Source organism: Martinezella lusitana, assembly GCF_010668395.1.
Taxonomy (GTDB): Bacteria; Pseudomonadota; Alphaproteobacteria; order Rhizobiales; family Rhizobiaceae; genus Rhizobium; species Rhizobium lusitanum_A.
On the sequence record NZ_WUEY01000004.1, the window covers coordinates 286,457 to 302,760 of the forward strand.

Sequence of the window (16,304 nt, forward strand, 5' to 3'; positions counted from 1 at the left end):
TCGTCCTCACTGCCGCAATTCGCGGTCCCAAAGCATGTCGCGCAAAAGCGTTCAGCGGTTTTGCGGCAACGACGTGCTCAAGATCAAGGACCTAAAGCGCGGGAAGCGAATCTTGGAGATCGCGATACGCTTTGGTTGATTTATATCGCATTACGATATATTTGCCATCTCGAAGCGGAGAGCGGCTGACGGACGGCCGCGCACGCTGAGCACAGAAGGCCTCCGATGCAGGACACCCCTACCCCACAAACGCACACTCACGATTTCTCTGGCGGGGCCTCCCGCAAGGACAATGGCGATTTCACCACGGACAGGCGCGTGCTGGTGCTGATTGCCATGGCGCTCGTCGCCGGCACCGGCGGCGCATTCGCCGCCTGGGTGCTCATCAATCTCATCGCGCTCGTCAGCAATGCCGTCTGGCTGTTCAAGATCAGCACCGAGCCGCTATCCTTTACCGTGGTGGCGCGCTCGCCCTGGATGGTGGCGGCGCCCGTTCTCGGCGGCCTCGTCATCGGCCTCATGGCGCGCTACGGCTCGGAGAAGATCCGCGGCCACGGCATTCCCGAAGCCATCGAGGCAATCCTGATCGGCGGCAGCCGCATGTCGCCGAAGGTGGCGGTGCTCAAGCCGCTGTCCTCCGCCATTTCGATCGGTTCCGGCGGACCTTTCGGCGCGGAAGGCCCGATCATCATGACCGGCGGCGCCATCGGCTCGCTCTTTGCGCAGCTCTTCCATCTCAGCGCCGCCGAGCGAAAGACGCTCCTTGTCGCCGGTGCCGCGGCCGGCATGACCGCAGTCTTCGGCACGCCGATCGCCGCCGTCATGCTCGCCGTCGAACTGCTGCTGTTCGAATGGAAGCCGCGCAGCTTCATTCCGGTCGCGGTCGCCGCATGCGTCTCGGTCGTCTGGCGCCCACTGCTGATCGGCAGCGGCGCGCTTTTCCCGGCGCATTTCGACATGGCGCTCTCCTGGTGGGGCATCCTGCTCGCCGCCGGGCTCGGCATTGTCTCGGGCCTGCAATCCGGCCTGCTGACGACTTTGCTCTACAAGATCGAGGATGCCTTCGAGAAGCTGCCGATCCATTGGATGTGGTGGCCGGCCCTCGGCGGCCTCGTCGTCGGGCTCGGCGGCCTGATCGAGCCGCGCGCCCTCGGCGTCGGCTACGACATCATCGCCGACCTGCTGCACAGCCGCATCGCCGCCGGCGCCGTGCTGGCGATCCTGCTGGTCAAGGCGGGCATTTGGCTGGTGGCACTTTCCTCAGGCACCTCGGGCGGTGTCCTGGCGCCGCTGCTCATCCTCGGCGGCGCGCTGGGCTGGCTCGTCGGCCTCGTCCTGCCCGGCGACCCCGGCTTCTGGGCGATGCTCGGCATGGCGGCGATGATGGGCGGCACCATGCGCGCGCCCCTCACCGGCACCTTCTTCGCGGTCGAACTGACGGGAGACACGAGCGCGCTGGTGCCCCTGCTCGCGGCAACGGTCGCAGCCTATGCCGTCACCGTGCTGCTGCTGAAACGATCCATTCTGACGGAAAAGATCGCCCGGCGCGGCCAGCACATCACCCGCGAATATGGCATCGACCCGTTCGAACTGACGCGCGCCCGCGACATCATGATCGCCAAGGTAGATACCCTGCCCGCCTCCATGCGCCTGTCGGAAGCGCTGCAACAGATGACGGATCGGCCGGACGCGCATCGCTTCTATCCCGTCGTCGGCGACAATGACCGCCTCGTCGGCATGATCTCGCGCGCCGACGCCCTGCGCTGGCAGAGCGAGCCGGAGCTCATGGATCAGTCGCTGTATGACGTGATCTCGGATACGTCGCTCCCGGTCGCCCATGCCGAAGATACGGTCGGCCGCGTCGCCGATATCATGATCCATGCCGATACGGGGCGCGTTCCCGTCGTCGAGCCGCAGACCGGCCGCCTCGTGGGCCTCATTGCCCGCAAGGATCTGTTGCGGCTGCGCAGCGCGTCCAATCGCGCGGAACTCGAGCGCGGTGCCTACCTGCGGTCGAAAAGTTAAGGGGAGGAGGAGTGGCGTCAGCGCGGCAAAGAACTGCGCGGCTCCTTCCTTGCCATCGGCAGGAAGATTGAAGAGCGATCCACGACGACCGATGGATGTTTACGATCCTGGGTGCCTACAAACGTAGGTGGGCGCCATATGTCCAGGCCCACGGGCCTGGTCAGGGACAGCTCCCTTTGGATCGAGTATGGCCCCAGGGATTGTGGTTCCTGTCGGGAAGCGCAGACCGCCTGAACTATATAGAGCGGATTGTGCCCTCGCACCAGAGGGCCGCAGCCGGCATCCGCAGAAATAAACTCAAGCTTGCTCGGCGCCCGGCCGGGCAAGAAGCTTCTCGGTGATGCCGTGAATGCGCGTCGTCACTTCGTCGATGACGCTCGCCAGCGTCTCCTCGGCACGGGCATTGGCGGCAAGCGTCGTATCGCGGTTGCTGGTGAGCGATTCCAGCTCGGCCTCGAGCGTGGACATGCGGCGCGTCAGCTCCGACACCTCATCCATGATCATGATGCCGGCCATGACGGTCACCCGCAGGTCGCCGATTTCGCCGAACTGGCTCTTCAAATGCATGACATAACGGTCGAAGCGATTGGCGAGATCCGTCAGATGGTCTTCCTGGCCTTCTTCGCAGGCCATCCGGTAGGCTTTGCCGTCGATCGTTACCGTTACTTGTGCCATTCGACTTTCCGATCACTGCCGCACTGCGACGGCTGCCTCCCGAGGGATCAGCGGTCCAGCACGGCTCTTATGGTTTCCATCGCCGTGACGAGCCGGCGTGACACTTCACGATTAACCTCTTCGAGCCGGTTCGCGCGGAACTCCGCCTGATCCAGTTCCTGGGCAAGGCGGGAGCGATCGGCATGAACGCGCCGCACTTCGCCTTCTATGTCGCTCTGCGCGCGTTCCCGCTCGAACCGTCCGTCAACGGCACTCTCCAAAGTCGAGAGCGCCTGGCGCAACTGGGCGAGCGCCGCGTCCACCGTTTTGCCTGAAGGTGTCATACCCTTCGCTTCTCCGCGCAAGGCCCGAATCAAAACATCCGGCCACTTGTCTGATTTCGCAACAATATTCAACTCGGCAACAGCACGTCAATAAAGGCCGTCATGTGACACCCCCCCTATTCTGTGGATGAATGACGCCTTTGCCGATCATACAGGCCTTGTCGCATCATTGTCGTCTTTTGTAAAAGTGAACGGGCAAATGTCAAAAAATTGCCGCGGGAGACCCGGATTGGGCCCTCGATTTATTGACTTGCTCGCCCCAACTGCTATGTCTCGACCGCCTGAGGCGACGTTGAAAATGGAGTTCGGAGGACGGTCTCCCTTTCATCCCGCCTTTCAACCGATGGCCCTCCCTCCCAAGCGTGCGGCCATCCCCCGAACCCGGAACACTGCGGAAAAACCCATGAACTCTCGCGAACAACACGACCGGATGGCGAATGCGATCCGTTTCCTTGCCATGGATGCTGTCGAGAAGGCCAATTCCGGTCACCCCGGTTTGCCGATGGGGATGGCTGATGTCGCCACCGTTCTCTTTAGCAAATATCTTCGCTTCGATCCGAAGAACCCGCTTTGGCCGGACCGCGACCGTTTCGTGCTGTCGGCTGGCCACGGCTCGATGCTGCTTTATTCGGTTCTCTACCTCACCGGCTATCCGGACATGACGGTCGATGAGCTGCAGCGCTTCCGCCAGCTCGGTTCCAAGACCGCCGGTCACCCGGAATACGGCCACGCCACCGGCATCGAAACCACCACCGGCCCGCTTGGCCAGGGCATTGCCAATGCCGTCGGCATGGCGATCGCCGAGCGCAAGCTGCGCGAGGAGTTCGGCTCGGAGCTGCAGGACCACTACACCTATGCCATGTGCGGCGACGGCTGCCTGATGGAAGGCATCAGCCATGAAGCCATCGCGCTTGCCGGCCATCTCAAGCTCAACAAGCTGATCCTGTTCTGGGACAACAACTCCATCACCATCGACGGCGCCGTTTCGCTTTCGGATTCCACCGACCAGGTCGCCCGCTTCAAGGCCGTTCACTGGAACACCATCGAAGTCGACGGTCACGACCAGGCCGCCATCGGCGCCGCCATCGAGGCTGCACAGAAGTCCGACCGCCCGACGCTGATCGCCTGCAAGACCATCATCGGCTTCGGCGCCCCCAACAAGCAGGGCACCCACAAGGTTCACGGCTCGCCGCTCGGCGCCGAGGAAATCGCCGCCACCCGCGTCGCCCTGAACTGGCCCTACGAGCCCTTCGTCATCCCGAACGACATCCTCGGTGAATGGCGCGCTGCCGGCGAACGTTCCATCGGTACCCGCGAAGCCTGGGAAGGCCGCCTTGCCGCTGCCGACGCTGGCAAGAAGGCCGAATTCAACCGCCGCTTCGCGCATCAGCTGCCGGCCGGCTTCGACGCCGCCATCAGCGACTACAAGAAGAAGCTCGCCGAAACCAAGCCGACGGTCGCAACCCGCAAGGCGTCGGAAGACGCGCTCGAGGTCATCAACGGCTTCATCCCGGAAACGATCGGCGGCTCCGCCGACCTGACGCCGTCGAACAACACCAAGACCAGCCAGATGAAGTCGATCACCCCGACCGATTTCTCCGGCCGCTACATGCACTGGGGCATTCGCGAGCACGGCATGGCTGCTGCCATGAACGGCATCGCGCTGCACGGCGGTCTCATCCCCTACAGCGGCGGCTTCCTGATCTTCTCGGATTATTGCCGTCCGCCGCTGCGCCTCGCCGCCCTGATGGGCATCCGCGCCATCCACGTCCTGACGCATGATTCCATCGGCGTCGGCGAAGACGGCCCGACCCACCAGCCGGTCGAGCAGGTCGCCAGCCTGCGCGCCATCCCGAACTTCCAGCTGTTCCGCCCGGCGGACGCCACGGAAACGGCTGAGTGCTGGCAGATCGCGATCAAGACGACCAACCGTCCGTCCGGCCTCGCGCTGACCCGCCAGAACCTGCTGGCCGCCCGTACGGAATACAGCGAGAAGAACCTCTGCGAACAGGGCGCCTACACGCTGGCCGGCAATGCCGATGCCAAGGTGACGATCTTCGCTTCGGGCTCGGAAGTCGAACTCGCCGTCGCCGCTCGCACCGCTCTCGAAGGCAAGGGCATCGCGACGCGCGTCGTTTCCGTTCCCTGCACCGAGCTCTTCTTCGAGCAGCCGGACGCCTACCGCAAGGAAGTCATCGGCAACTCGCCGGTCAAGGTTGCCGTCGAAGCCGGCGTTCGCGAAGGCTGGGATGCCTTCATCGGACCGGAAGGCGCCTTCATCGGCATGAAGGGCTTCGGCGCTTCCGCTCCGTACAAGGACGTCTACAAGCACTTCGGCATCACGACGGAAGCCGTTGTCGCCGCCGCAGAGGCAAAGCTTTCCTGAGGGCGCTGACAAGCGCTCTCAAATCCAATAGATAAACACCCTGAGTGAACGGGAGTGAATTTCAATGACTGTAAAAGTTGCCATTAACGGCTTTGGCCGCATCGGCCGTAACGTTCTGCGTGCGATCGTCGAATCCGGCCGCACCGACATCGAAGTCGTTGCCATCAACGACCTCGGCCCGGTCGAGACCAATGCCCACCTGCTGCGTTACGATTCGATCCACGGCAAGTTTCCGGCCGAAGTGAAGGTCGAAGGCGACACGATCATCGTTGGCGGCGGCAAGCCGATCAAGGTCACGGCGATCAAGGACCCGGCAACCCTGCCGCACCGCGATCTCGGCGTTGACATCGCCATGGAATGCACGGGCATCTTCACGGCCCGCGACAAGGCCGCCGCTCACCTGGCGGCCGGCGCCAAGCGCGTCATCGTTTCGGCTCCCGCCGACGGCGCCGACCTGACCGTCGTCTTCGGCGTGAACCACGACCAGCTCACCAAGGAGCACCTGGTCATCTCCAATGCGTCCTGCACCACGAACTGCCTGGTGCCGGTCGTCAAGGTTCTCGACGACGCCGTCGGTATCGACCATGGCTTCATGACGACCATCCACTCCTACACCGGCGACCAGCCGACGCTGGACACCATGCACAAGGACCTGTACCGCGCCCGCGCCGCAGCCCTGTCCATGATCCCGACCTCGACGGGCGCCGCAAAGGCCGTTGGTCTCGTTCTGCCGCACCTGAAGGGCAAGCTCGACGGCACGTCGATCCGCGTTCCCACGCCGAACGTCTCGGTTATCGACTTCAAGTTCGTGGCCAAGAAGGCAACGACGGTCGGCGAAATCAACGAGGCCATCAAGGCTGCATCGAACGGCAAGCTGAAGGGTATCCTCGGCTACACCGACGAGCCGCTGGTTTCGCGCGACTTCAACCATGACAGCCATTCGTCGATCTTCGCGACCGACCAGACCAAGGTCATGGAAGGCAACTTCGTGCGCGTCCTGTCGTGGTACGACAACGAATGGGGCTTCTCCAGCCGCATGTCGGACACGGCCGTCGCCTTCGCAAAACTGATCTGACCGTGGCCTTCCGCCCGCTCCTTCCGACGACGGTTCGCTGGCGTCCCATGGAAGGAGACGGGCTGGAGCACTTGACGATCGCTCCCATAGACAATGCCGGCGGCGCGGCCATCCGTGCCGCCGGCATTATTGTTGGCGCGCGTGGCGGCACGCCCTACGGCGTCTCCTACCGCATCGATTGCACCGCCGGCTGGGCCGTTCTCTCCTTTTCCGTCGAAACCACCGACGGCCGCCGTCTCGCGCTGATGTCGGACGGCAAGGGACATTGGCGTAGCGAGGACGGGACCTCCCTGCCGCAATTCGTCGGCTGCATCGATATCGATCTCTACGGCTCGCCCTTCACTAACAGCTTGCCGATCCGCCGGCTCGAACCGAAGCCGGAAGACGGAACCGCCAGGCTCTCCATGCTCTATATCCCGTTCGATACCTTCGAGCCGGTGCGCGACGGACAGCATTACACCTGCATCGTGCCGGAGAAGCTTTATCGCTATGCCGCCGAGGACAGGGATTTCACCGTCGACCTTCCGGTTGACGACGACGGGCTGGTGATCGACTACCCGATCTATTTCAAACGCGCCGCTCTCTGAGGCGCCGACGCCACCGCTTCACGCATCATCTTAAAAACATTTCGATTTTTTTCGGCGCTGCCCTGCTATCGTCCAGATTTACCAGTAAATTTTAGAGCAGGAAGTCTCCCAGGGCATTCCAAGCCGCTTCGCCGTTCTGGCAGGGCGCATCACACCATGACGTTGCAGTCGCCGGAAAGAGTTTCAATCAGTAAGCTCTCCTCCGAACGACTTCCGTGTTTGCCAGTTTGCCAGGCACGGCGGCATGATGGAGAGTGGAGAGATTTCCGGCATTCCGGGCTTTGGGCCTGGCTGCGGCGCACGGAAAGGGGAAGAAAAGGTGGAGGCATTTTACGTCATCGTGCTGATCAGCACGGTCCTTATTCTCATTGCGGCTTTCTCCAGCCTCCTTGCCTTCCGTTTCGGCGCTCCCTTGCTGCTGCTCTTCCTCATGATCGGCCTTGCGGCCGGCACCGATGGGCTCGGCATCGAATTCTCCAACAACTACCTCGCCTATATCCTTGGTTCGCTGGCGCTTGCCATCATCCTCTTCGATTCCGGCTATGGCACGCCGATCCAGGCCTTCAAGCTTGCCGCCGCCCCGGCGCTGACCATCGCCTCGGTCGGCGTCATCGTGACGGCGGCGCTGTTCGGCTTCGCCGCCACCTGGTTGCTGGGCTTCACCTGGCTGCAGGGCCTGCTCCTCGGCTCCATCGTCGCCTCCACGGATGCCGCCGCCGTCTTCTTCCTGCTGCGCATCGGCGGCATCAACATCCGCGACAAGGTGCGCTCGACGCTGGAGGTCGAATCCGGCACCAACGATCCGATGGCGATCTTCCTGACGCTCGCGCTGGTCGAGCTGCTGGCAAGCGGCGAAGGCTATGCCGGCATCAATCTCGCCATGCTCGTCACCTTCGTGCAGCAGATGGGGCTGGGCCTCATTCTCGGCCTGCTCGGCGGCATGATGATCGTCCTCATCGTCAGCCGTCTGGAAACGGATCGCGGCCTGACGCCGATCTTCGTGCTGGCGCTGGCGCTGCTGGTCTTCTCCTTCACCGGCGCCGTCGGCGGCAGCGGCTTCCTGGCCGTCTACGTCGCCGGCATCTATGCCGGCAATCGCAAGATGCCGGCCTCGGCCTCGATCAAGCGCTTCCAGGACGGCATGACCTGGCTCGCGCAGATCATCATGTTCCTCGTTCTCGGCCTGCTCGCGACTCCGTCGGAATTTCCCGCCATCGCCATACCCGCCGTGGCGCTGGCGCTGTTCCTGATCTTCATCGCCCGCCCGATCGCCGTGTGGCTCTGCCTGCTGCCCTTCGACTATACCCAGCGCGAGACCGGTTTCGTCGCCTGGGTCGGCCTGCGCGGCGCGGTCTCCATTCTTCTGGCGATCATGCCCATCCTTGGCGGCCTTCAGGCCGGCCAGACCTATTTCAACGTCGCCTTCATCGTCGTGCTGGTGTCGCTGCTCGTGCAGGGATGGACCATCAAGCCGATGGCGAAACGCCTCGGCCTCATCATTCCCCCGCGCATGGGGGCGATCGACAAGGTCGAGGTCGACCTGCCGGGCACCGTCAACCACGAACTCCTCTCCTATCGCGTCGTCAAGGACAGCCCGGTTCTGCGCGGCGAGCGCATCCCGCGCTGGGCCATGCCCTCGCTCGTCGTGCGCGACGGCAAATCCATGCGCTATCAATATGCCGGCCGCCTGCGTGAGAACGACGTCGTCTATCTTTTCGTCTCGCCCAATTATTCGCGCCTGCTCGACCGCATCTTCGCCAGCCGCGCGCCGGTCGATCCGGACGATGCCGAATTCTTCGGCGCCTTCTCGATCTCGCCGCTGCGCCCGGCCTCCGATCTCGATGCCGCCTATGGGCCGGGCCTGCTGAGCGAGCAGGAAAAAGGCCTCACCATCGCCGACCTCATGCGCCACCGTCTGGGCGGCAAGGCCGATTATGCGGACCGAGTGCGCCTGGGCGAGATCATTCTCATTGTCCGCGACCTCGACGAGAACGACCATATCCAGTCCGTCGGCATGTCGCTGGAAGCGGTGGAGCCGCCCGTCCTCCTGCCGATCTTCATCAATCTCCACGATATTTTCAAAAGCGTCCGCGGCTACCTGCGAAAGCGGCGGGAACGGCCGGAAGAAGCCGTTTCAAACGATTCAAATACGGAAAAAAACGACGCCTGAATGGCCTTGCGTCTCCGATCATCCGTAGTATGGTCGGCGCACTTTCACGCCACCAACAACATTGGATCCTCCCATGGCAGCCTTCAAGACTCTCGACGATCTCACCGACATCACCGGCAAGCGCGTGCTCGTGCGCGTCGACCTCAACGTGCCGGTCAAGGATGGCAAGGTTACCGATGCGACCCGCATCGAACGTGTCGCCCCGACGATTCTCGAACTGTCCAAAAAGGGCGCCAAGGTCATCCTGCTTGCCCATTTCGGCCGCCCGAAGGATGGTCCCTCGCCGGATCTTTCGCTTGGCCTCATCGTGCCGGCCGTGGAAGAGGTTCTGGATCACGCCGTTCTCTTCGCGTCGGATTGCATCGGCGCCCCGGCAGCCGACGCCGTTGCGAAGATGAACAACGGCGACATCCTGCTGCTTGAGAACACCCGCTTCCACAAGGAAGAGGAGAAGAACGACGCGGCCTTCACCAAGGCGCTCGCCGCCAATGGCGATATCTACGTCAACGATGCCTTCTCGGCCGCCCACCGCGCCCATTCCTCGACCGAGGGCCTCGCCCACCTGCTTCCCGCCCATGCCGGCCGCACCATGCAGGCAGAGCTTGAAGCCCTGGAAAAGGGTCTGGGCAATCCGGTGCGCCCGGTCGTCGCCATCGTCGGTGGCGCCAAGGTCTCCACCAAGATCGATCTTCTGACGAACCTCGTGAAGAAGGTCGACGCGCTTGTCATCGGCGGCGGCATGGCCAATACCTTCCTCGCCGCCCGCGGCACCAATGTCGGCAAGTCGCTCTGCGAGCATGACCTTGCCGACACCGCCAAGCAGATCATGATCGAGGCTGCCGCATCCGGCTGCGCCATCGTCCTGCCCGAAGACGGCGTCGTCGCCCGCGAGTTCAAGGCCGGCGCCGACAACGAAGTCGTCGCGATCGAGGCTATTCCGGCCGATGCCATGGTGCTCGATGTCGGTCCGAAGTCGATTGAGGCCGTCAAGAGCTGGATCGGCCGCGCCACCACGCTGGTCTGGAACGGCCCGCTCGGCGCCTTCGAAATCACCCCCTTCGATACCGCCACCGTCGCGGCTGCCAAATATGCCGCCGAGTGCACCAAGGCCGGCAAGCTGACGTCCGTCGCCGGCGGCGGCGACACGGTTTCGGCACTCAACCATGCCGGCGTTGCCGATGATTTCACCTATGTCTCGACGGCAGGCGGCGCCTTCCTCGAATGGATGGAAGGCAAGGTTCTTCCGGGCGTTGCCGTTCTGCAGGCCGGCAAGTAATCAGGCCTCTTTGACAGGAATGACGCAAGCCGCGAAAGCTAAGCCTTTCGCGGCTTTTCCATGAGTGCTAGGATGATGTCCGAAACATTCAAACGGTTGAAATCATTTCAATCGTTTCAATTAGTTAGCCAGCCATTTCCCTCCTTCTATACTTCTGTTATCGCCGATCTATATTGATCTTGTCGCCGACTGAAATCGCCTTGGAGAAACAAAATGAGCGAACGCATTGAAGACATTGCCGTAAAGATGGTTGCCGGTGGCAAGGGCCTCCTCGCAGCGGACGAATCCACCGCCACGATCAAGAAGCGCTTCGACGCCATCTCTCTCGTTTCCACGGAAGAGAGCCGCCGCGACTATCGCGAGATGCTCTTCCGCTCCGACGATGCCATGAAGAAGTACATCTCTGGCGTCATCCTCTATGAGGAAACCCTCTTCCAGAAGGCCGCCAACGGCACGCCTTTCGTCGACGTCATCAAGGCCGCAGACAGCATTCCGGGCATCAAGGTCGATATCGGCGCCAAGCCGCTGGCCGGCTTCCCCGGCGAGACCGTCACCGAAGGCCTCGACGGCCTCGCCGATCGTCTGGCGAAATATTATGACGCCGGTGCCCGCTTTGCGAAATGGCGCGGCGTGATCGCCATTTCCGACGCCCTGCCCAGCTATGGCGCCATCAAGGCCAACGCCCACGCGCTCGCCCGCTATGCCGCGCTCTGCCAGCAGGCCAAGATCGTCCCGATCGTCGAGCCGGAAGTGCTGATGGACGGCGAGCCCGGCACCCAGAGTCTCGACCGCAGCGAGGAAGTGACCCGCTGGACGCTGCAGATCGTCTTCCAGGAACTCGCGGAAGCCCGCATCAATCTCGAAGGCATGATCCTGAAGCCGAGCATGGTCATCGACGGCAAGAAGGCCCGCAAGGCTTCCGTCGAGCAGGTTGCCGAACGCACCGTCAAGGTTCTGAAGGAAACCGTTCCTTCCGCTGTTCCCGGCATCGCCTTCCTCTCCGGCGGCCAGTCCACCGAAGAAGCCACCGCCCATCTCTCCGCCATCAACTCCGGCTATGACCTGCCTTGGAAAGTGACCTTCTCCTACGGCCGCGCCCTGCAGGATAGCGCCCTGAAGGCATGGGGCGGCAAGGCGGAAAACGTCGCTGCCGGCCAGCGCGCCTTCACGCACCGCGCCGAGATGAACTATCTCGCCGCCAAGGGCAGCTGGACGAAGGATCGCGAACAGGCTGCTTGATACCGGCCAGCCTTCGAATGAGCAGAGCCCCGATCGCGATGCGATCGGGGCTTTTTCTTTTGCGCGGCAGCATATCTGCTTCGGCGATCCGCGGAAGGAGCCGACGGTGAACTTGTCATGGGCACAAGTTCACGCTTTCGCGCGCAACCGGGCAGCGGCTAAATCCCTGCAGTTTCATCAAAACTCCTGAGGCTGCCATGAACACCGTTGCCTACGTCACCGTCGATGTCTTCACCTCGGAGCGTTTCGTCGGCAATCCGCTGGCCGTCATCCCCGATGCCCGTGGCCTGAGCCACGAGGCGATGCAGAAGATCGCGACCGAATTCAACTATTCCGAAACGACCTTCGTACTGCCCCCGGAAAATCCCGATCATACGGCGCGCGTCCGCATCTTCACGCCGACGGCCGAAATTCCCTTCGCGGGCCATCCCAACGTCGGCACCGCTTTCGCGCTTGGCCAGCAACTGGAGATCTTCGGAAAGCGTATAGGGGACAAGCTGACCTTCGAAGAGGATGCCGGCCTCGTGAATGTGACGCTGCTGCGCAGTAGCGAAGGCGTGATCGGCGCGAGCATACGCGCGCCGGGCAGGCTCACCATCGGAGAGACAATCGCCGATGAGCTGATTGCGCGCTGCGTCCAGATCGATCCTGGCTCCATCCGCCGGGCAACACATGCGCCGACATTTGCCTCCGTCGGCCTGCCCTTCGCCTTTGCTGAAGTGGATGGCCTCCAAACGCTCGGCAAGGCCTGGCCGAATGCGGCTGTCTTCACCGAAGCGGCGGCAAGGCACAAGGAAGACAAGACCGGTTTCTCGCTCTTTCTCTACACACGCTCCACCGAAAATCCGTGGCACATCCGCGCCCGCATGTTTGCGCCCCTGGATAATGTGACGGAAGACCCTGCAACCGGCAGCGCCTCGGCAGCCCTCGGCGCCTATCTGACCTCCCTGCTTCCGGCACGGGATGCCGAAGTGAAAATCACCATCGAGCAGGGCGTGGAGATGGGAAGACGCAGCGTCATCGGCGTCGATGTCAGGAAATCTGCCGGCAGGGTAAACGAAGTCTTTCTATCGGGCAGCAGCGTCGCTGTGATGCGCGGCGAGGTGTTGATTTAAGAAGCCCGCACGATCGCCGGAGAACCCGAATCCTGGCCTGGAACGCGCTAAAACGCCTCGTTGATAACAAGCGCGACAGTCCAGATGGCAAAGGCGAAGATGGCTATCTTCCAGAAGTCGGCCCTGCGCCTCAGGCCCGGCAGCCCCAAGGGCTTGATGATATGCACTGCCATAGCGAGCAGAAGCAGCAACCCTAAGGCTTTTGTCACGCTATTTTTCCCCGTTTGCGCAAGAGTGAGCATGGCCGCGACCAAAAACCGCTGCGCAGTTTTCGCGATCATGCTCTAATCGTCATAGGACGGACATTTTTCCGCGCCAACAGACTGCTTCTACACGCCGATAGCGGCAATCCGGGACACAATCAATAGCGAAGACAGGCAGGGCGGGATCCTGCCTTATCGGTTCCTTAAACGGAGCCGCATGAAGGTGGGGAGCATGAAAAGAAACATTTTGCCCGTATTGGCCCTGCTGTTCGGCACGCTCTTCCTGTTTACGGGAAACGGCCTGCATAGCCTGCTGCTGCCGGTGCGCGGCACGGCGGAAGGTTACGCGACGACGACGCTTGGCCTGCTCGGCACGACCTGGGCCACCGGCTTCGTGCTGGGCTGCCTGACGGCGCCGAAACTGGTCAGGCGCATCGGCCATGTCCGCGCCTTTTCGGGCTTCATTTCCGTCATCGCCATCATCGCGCTTTTGACCGGCATCGTCGTCGATGCGACCTGGTGGGTGGTGCTGCGTGCTGTCACCGGCTTCTGCACCGCCGGGACATCGATGATCATCGAGAGCTGGCTCAACGAGCGCGCCACCAATGAGAGCCGCGGCGCGATCTTCTCGCTCTATATCGGCATCACCCTCATCGGTGCCGTCGCCGGCCAGATGATGGTGCCCTTCGCCGACATCCATACGCCCATTCTCTTCATGATGTGCGGCATCTGCTATTGCGTCGCCATGCTGCCGACCACGCTGTCGACCGCGGCCTCCCCGCAGCCTTTGAAAGCCGTCAGCCTCGACCTGAAGGCGCTCTACCGCAATTCGCCCGTTGCCTCCCTCGGTATCCTGCTTGTTGGCATCGCGAATGGCGCTTACGGCACGCTCGGCGCGGTCTTTGGCGCCAATGCCGGCCTGTCCGACCGTGACATCGCAATCATGATGAGCTCGACCATCTTTGCCGGCGCGGTCATGCAGTTTCCGGCTGGACGTCTTTCCGACCGCATTGACCGCCGCTACGTGCTGGCGGGCATGGCCGCCATCGCGGCTCTGGACGGCTTGCTGCTCTTCGTGTTGAAACCCGCCAGCCCCTATTTCCTTATCGGCATGGTCGTGGTCTACGGCGCGGTTGCCAACACGCTCTATCCGATCGCCGTCGCTCACGCCAACGACTTCGCCGCGCCCGAGGAATTCGTCAAGGTTTCCGGCGGCCTGCTGCTGCTCTATGGCATCGGCACCATCATCGGCCCGACGCTCGGCGGACCGGTCATGTCCGCCGTCGGCCCCTATTCCCTCTTCTTCGTGACAGCCGTCGCTCATGTGCTGATCACCGCCTATTCCATCTTCCGCAGCCGCCGCCGGGCGGCCAGGCCCGCGGGCGATCGCGACGCCTATACGACGATGCCGTCCGCCAATGCCCAGATGATCACGCCGGAGAGCATGTCGCTCGCGCGAAGCGAGACTTCAAAAAAGGATGATATAACTGTAAATTACGGCACCTGATCCTATTGCAGGGAAAGGAGGAGCCGAAATGAGCATATTCGACGACGACCGCCCGAAGCAGCCGTCCGCCCACGAGATCGGCAGCGATCTCTCGGTGCTGTCCGTGGATGAGCTTAAGAACCGCGTGGCGCTGCTGCAGGGCGAGATCAGCCGGCTGGAACAGGAAATCGCCGCCAAGACATCCGGCCGCAAGGCCGCAGAGGGCCTCTTTCGTTTCTGAGGCGGCTGGAAGCAGCACAAAAGCTGTGCGCCGGCGCCCAAGAACAAGGCATGCTCAACCGAATATTAAGCTTTACGACATATTACTACGGACATCCAGATTCGCTCTGGACTCAGACAGTTCCTCCACTTGGCGAATTGGTCTGATTTTTCTCCCTGTTTTACCTTGAGAGCCGCTTTTGCGGCTCTTCTTTTTTGGCCTGTATCACGCCCCTCGCCGAAACTGTGGAGATTAACCCTTTCTTAAGAATCACCTTGCGAATTTCAGTTAAAACCAGCATCCTAAAGTCATAAAAGCAGATGCCGAAAGCTCTTAGGGACTTAACCGGCTTTTCCTGAACAAAAGTGTTGCGTGAAGCAGGGATTTATTCGATGTCGGAACTTGGGTTGAACACGATCAGCTTTGCTGGCCATGCCGCATCGTCGGCACAGTTCAGGGCACTTTATTCTGAAGGCATGTCGCTGGTCGAGGAAACCGCCGGCTATCTCGACGGTCAGGGCCGCGCCGCTTCCAAGGTTCTGCCGCGCATGGCCTCCGTTCTCTATGCTGCCGAATCCATGCGGCTGACGACCCGCCTCATGCAGATGGCCTCCTGGCTGCTGCTGCAGCGCGCCGTCAACAACGGCGAAATGTCGCGCGACCAGGTGCTGGCCGAAAAGAACAAGGTTCGCCTCGACGGCTTCAACGTCGACCGCAGCGCTCCGGGCTGGAACGACCTTCCCGAATCCTTCCGCGACCTCGTCGAGCGTTCTCTGCGCCTGCAGAATCGCGTCGCCCTGCTCGACCGCGAAATCTACCGTCCTGTGGAAACCGCCATCGTTCCGGACAACCAGAACAGCGTGAAGGCACAGCTCACCCTGCTGCAGACCGCCTTCAGCGGCAACTGAGCCGCTCGAGACATCGCCAGTGAATTTGAACCGGTCGCGCTTGGCGCGGCCGGTTTTGTTTTTGGTGATAATACCAGGAAAATGTGCAGCAGCTTTCCGTCCGGAACTACGAACATAGAGAGATAGAGTGTTTTGGCGGTTCGAAGAAAAACGAAAACACTCCCGCGTGAGCCGACGAGACAAAAACGCAAAAAAGCCCGGCAAGGCCGGGCTCTTTTCAAACGGCAGATCGCAAAGCGATTAGATGCCGAGACCGCCGAAGCGCTTGTTGAACTTCGAAACGCGGCCGGCGCGGTCAACCATCTGCTGGTTGCCACCCGTCCAAGCCGGATGGGACTTGGAATCGATTTCGAGGTTCATGACAGCGCCTTCAGAACCCCAGGTCGAGCGGGTTTCATATTCGGTGCCGTCGGTCATGACTACCTTGATGGTGTGATAGTCGGGATGAATGTTGGCCTTCATAACAATCTTCCTGTCATGCCAGGGTCCATTTGTCGCAAGCCATTGCGGCAACCGAACCGATTGAATAAATGAAGCCGCAGTCCGCTAAAGGCCACGGCTTCCAATTAAGATGGCGTGCCTATACATGAAGGCAGCAGCGATAACAAGGGGCGAA

General features: G+C 61.9%; 15 protein-coding genes and 1 other RNA gene. 11 read left to right on the top strand and 5 right to left on the bottom strand.

The window, feature by feature from the left end; translation table 11 throughout:
- The first annotated feature begins 225 nt into the window (after positions 1-225).
- The gene (locus tag GR212_RS11435; protein WP_163986636.1) at positions 226-2,025 is read left to right on the top strand and encodes a chloride channel protein; all 1,800 of its coding nucleotides are present in this window, start codon (positions 226-228) and stop codon (positions 2,023-2,025) included.
- A gap of 72 nt (positions 2,026-2,097) precedes the next feature.
- Here GR212_RS11435 and ssrS read toward each other — a convergent pair.
- The 3 genes from ssrS to GR212_RS11450 form a co-directional block, all read right to left on the bottom strand.
- A non-coding RNA gene (gene ssrS / locus GR212_RS11440) (6S RNA) lies at positions 2,098-2,256 on the bottom strand.
- A 66-nt stretch (positions 2,257-2,322) separates the two neighbouring features.
- Positions 2,323-2,700: a cell division protein ZapA gene (locus GR212_RS11445; protein ID WP_163986638.1), complete on the bottom strand. Its 378-nt coding sequence runs from the start codon at positions 2,698-2,700 to the stop codon at positions 2,323-2,325.
- A gap of 47 nt (positions 2,701-2,747) precedes the next feature.
- A complete protein-coding gene (locus tag GR212_RS11450) occupies positions 2,748-3,023 on the bottom strand; it encodes a DUF4164 domain-containing protein (protein WP_015341018.1) in 276 nt (91 codons plus the stop codon).
- Positions 3,024-3,426: 403 nt separating this feature from the next.
- On the opposite strand from GR212_RS11450, the gene tkt reads away from it, so the two are divergent.
- The 7 genes from tkt to GR212_RS11485 all read left to right on the top strand — a co-directional run bounded on the left by tkt (position 3,427) and on the right by GR212_RS11485 (position 12,871).
- Positions 3,427-5,409 carry a transketolase gene (gene tkt / locus GR212_RS11455; RefSeq protein ID WP_163986639.1) on the top strand — a complete coding sequence of 661 codons (1,983 nt, stop codon included), beginning with the start codon at positions 3,427-3,429 and terminating at the stop codon, positions 5,407-5,409.
- 64 nt (positions 5,410-5,473) lie between these two features.
- The gene (gene gap / locus GR212_RS11460; protein ID WP_163986641.1) at positions 5,474-6,484 is read left to right on the top strand and encodes a type I glyceraldehyde-3-phosphate dehydrogenase; all 1,011 of its coding nucleotides are present in this window, start codon (positions 5,474-5,476) and stop codon (positions 6,482-6,484) included.
- A gap of 2 nt (positions 6,485-6,486) precedes the next feature.
- The gene (locus GR212_RS11465; protein WP_163986642.1) at positions 6,487-7,071 is read left to right on the top strand and encodes a putative glycolipid-binding domain-containing protein; all 585 of its coding nucleotides are present in this window, start codon (positions 6,487-6,489) and stop codon (positions 7,069-7,071) included.
- A gap of 319 nt (positions 7,072-7,390) precedes the next feature.
- On the top strand, positions 7,391-9,241 hold the full coding sequence (locus GR212_RS11470; protein WP_163986942.1) for a potassium/proton antiporter: 1,851 nt from the start codon (positions 7,391-7,393) through the stop codon (positions 9,239-9,241).
- Between the two features lie 73 nt (positions 9,242-9,314).
- Positions 9,315-10,517 carry a phosphoglycerate kinase gene (locus GR212_RS11475; protein WP_163986643.1) on the top strand — a complete coding sequence of 401 codons (1,203 nt, stop codon included), beginning with the start codon at positions 9,315-9,317 and terminating at the stop codon, positions 10,515-10,517.
- Positions 10,518-10,730: 213 nt separating this feature from the next.
- Complete coding sequence (locus tag GR212_RS11480; RefSeq protein WP_163986644.1) at positions 10,731-11,756, top strand: class I fructose-bisphosphate aldolase; 1,026 nt, start codon at positions 10,731-10,733, stop codon at positions 11,754-11,756.
- 197 nt (positions 11,757-11,953) lie between these two features.
- Entirely contained in the window at positions 11,954-12,871 is a 918-nt protein-coding gene (locus tag GR212_RS11485; protein WP_163986646.1) for a PhzF family phenazine biosynthesis protein, read from the top strand.
- Between the two features lie 47 nt (positions 12,872-12,918).
- On the opposite strand, the gene GR212_RS11490 is transcribed toward GR212_RS11485, so the two are convergent.
- Positions 12,919-13,152: a hypothetical protein gene (locus tag GR212_RS11490; protein ID WP_163986340.1), complete on the bottom strand. Its 234-nt coding sequence runs from the start codon at positions 13,150-13,152 to the stop codon at positions 12,919-12,921.
- Positions 13,153-13,306: 154 nt separating this feature from the next.
- Between GR212_RS11490 and GR212_RS11495 the strand changes: the two genes are divergently transcribed.
- The 3 genes from GR212_RS11495 (at position 13,307) to GR212_RS11505 (ending at position 15,688) form a co-directional block, all read left to right on the top strand.
- Positions 13,307-14,581, top strand: coding sequence for an MFS transporter (locus GR212_RS11495; protein WP_163986647.1), 1,275 nt, complete (start codon positions 13,307-13,309; stop codon positions 14,579-14,581).
- A 28-nt stretch (positions 14,582-14,609) separates the two neighbouring features.
- On the top strand, positions 14,610-14,801 hold the full coding sequence (locus GR212_RS11500) for a DUF1192 domain-containing protein (RefSeq protein ID WP_163986649.1): 192 nt from the start codon (positions 14,610-14,612) through the stop codon (positions 14,799-14,801).
- A 371-nt stretch (positions 14,802-15,172) separates the two neighbouring features.
- A complete protein-coding gene (locus tag GR212_RS11505) occupies positions 15,173-15,688 on the top strand; it encodes a DUF1465 family protein (RefSeq protein WP_163986651.1) in 516 nt (171 codons plus the stop codon).
- Positions 15,689-15,928: 240 nt separating this feature from the next.
- Here the strand turns inward: GR212_RS11505 and rpmE are convergent, their stop codons facing one another.
- Positions 15,929-16,150 carry a 50S ribosomal protein L31 gene (gene rpmE / locus GR212_RS11510; protein WP_037196451.1) on the bottom strand — a complete coding sequence of 74 codons (222 nt, stop codon included), beginning with the start codon at positions 16,148-16,150 and terminating at the stop codon, positions 15,929-15,931.
- Positions 16,151-16,304: the final 154 nt, after the last annotated feature.

Excerpts from the sequence above, each read along its gene's own strand:
- GR212_RS11435 (WP_163986636.1), top strand. The coding sequence starts at position 226 with ATGCAGGACACCCCTACCCCACAAACGCACACTCACGATTTCTCTGGC.
- GR212_RS11445 (WP_163986638.1), bottom strand. The coding sequence starts at position 2,700 with ATGGCACAAGTAACGGTAACGATCGACGGCAAAGCCTACCGGATGGCC.
- GR212_RS11450 (WP_015341018.1), bottom strand. The coding sequence starts at position 3,023 with ATGACACCTTCAGGCAAAACGGTGGACGCGGCGCTCGCCCAGTTGCGC.
- tkt (WP_163986639.1), top strand. The coding sequence starts at position 3,427 with ATGAACTCTCGCGAACAACACGACCGGATGGCGAATGCGATCCGTTTC.
- gap (WP_163986641.1), top strand. The coding sequence starts at position 5,474 with ATGACTGTAAAAGTTGCCATTAACGGCTTTGGCCGCATCGGCCGTAAC.
- GR212_RS11475 (WP_163986643.1), top strand. The coding sequence starts at position 9,315 with ATGGCAGCCTTCAAGACTCTCGACGATCTCACCGACATCACCGGCAAG.
- GR212_RS11480 (WP_163986644.1), top strand. The coding sequence starts at position 10,731 with ATGAGCGAACGCATTGAAGACATTGCCGTAAAGATGGTTGCCGGTGGC.
- GR212_RS11485 (WP_163986646.1), top strand. The coding sequence starts at position 11,954 with ATGAACACCGTTGCCTACGTCACCGTCGATGTCTTCACCTCGGAGCGT.
- GR212_RS11490 (WP_163986340.1), bottom strand. The coding sequence starts at position 13,152 with ATGATCGCGAAAACTGCGCAGCGGTTTTTGGTCGCGGCCATGCTCACT.
- GR212_RS11495 (WP_163986647.1), top strand. The coding sequence starts at position 13,307 with ATGAAAAGAAACATTTTGCCCGTATTGGCCCTGCTGTTCGGCACGCTC.
- GR212_RS11500 (WP_163986649.1), top strand. The coding sequence starts at position 14,610 with ATGAGCATATTCGACGACGACCGCCCGAAGCAGCCGTCCGCCCACGAG.
- GR212_RS11505 (WP_163986651.1), top strand. The coding sequence starts at position 15,173 with ATGTCGGAACTTGGGTTGAACACGATCAGCTTTGCTGGCCATGCCGCA.
- rpmE (WP_037196451.1), bottom strand. The coding sequence starts at position 16,150 with ATGAAGGCCAACATTCATCCCGACTATCACACCATCAAGGTAGTCATG.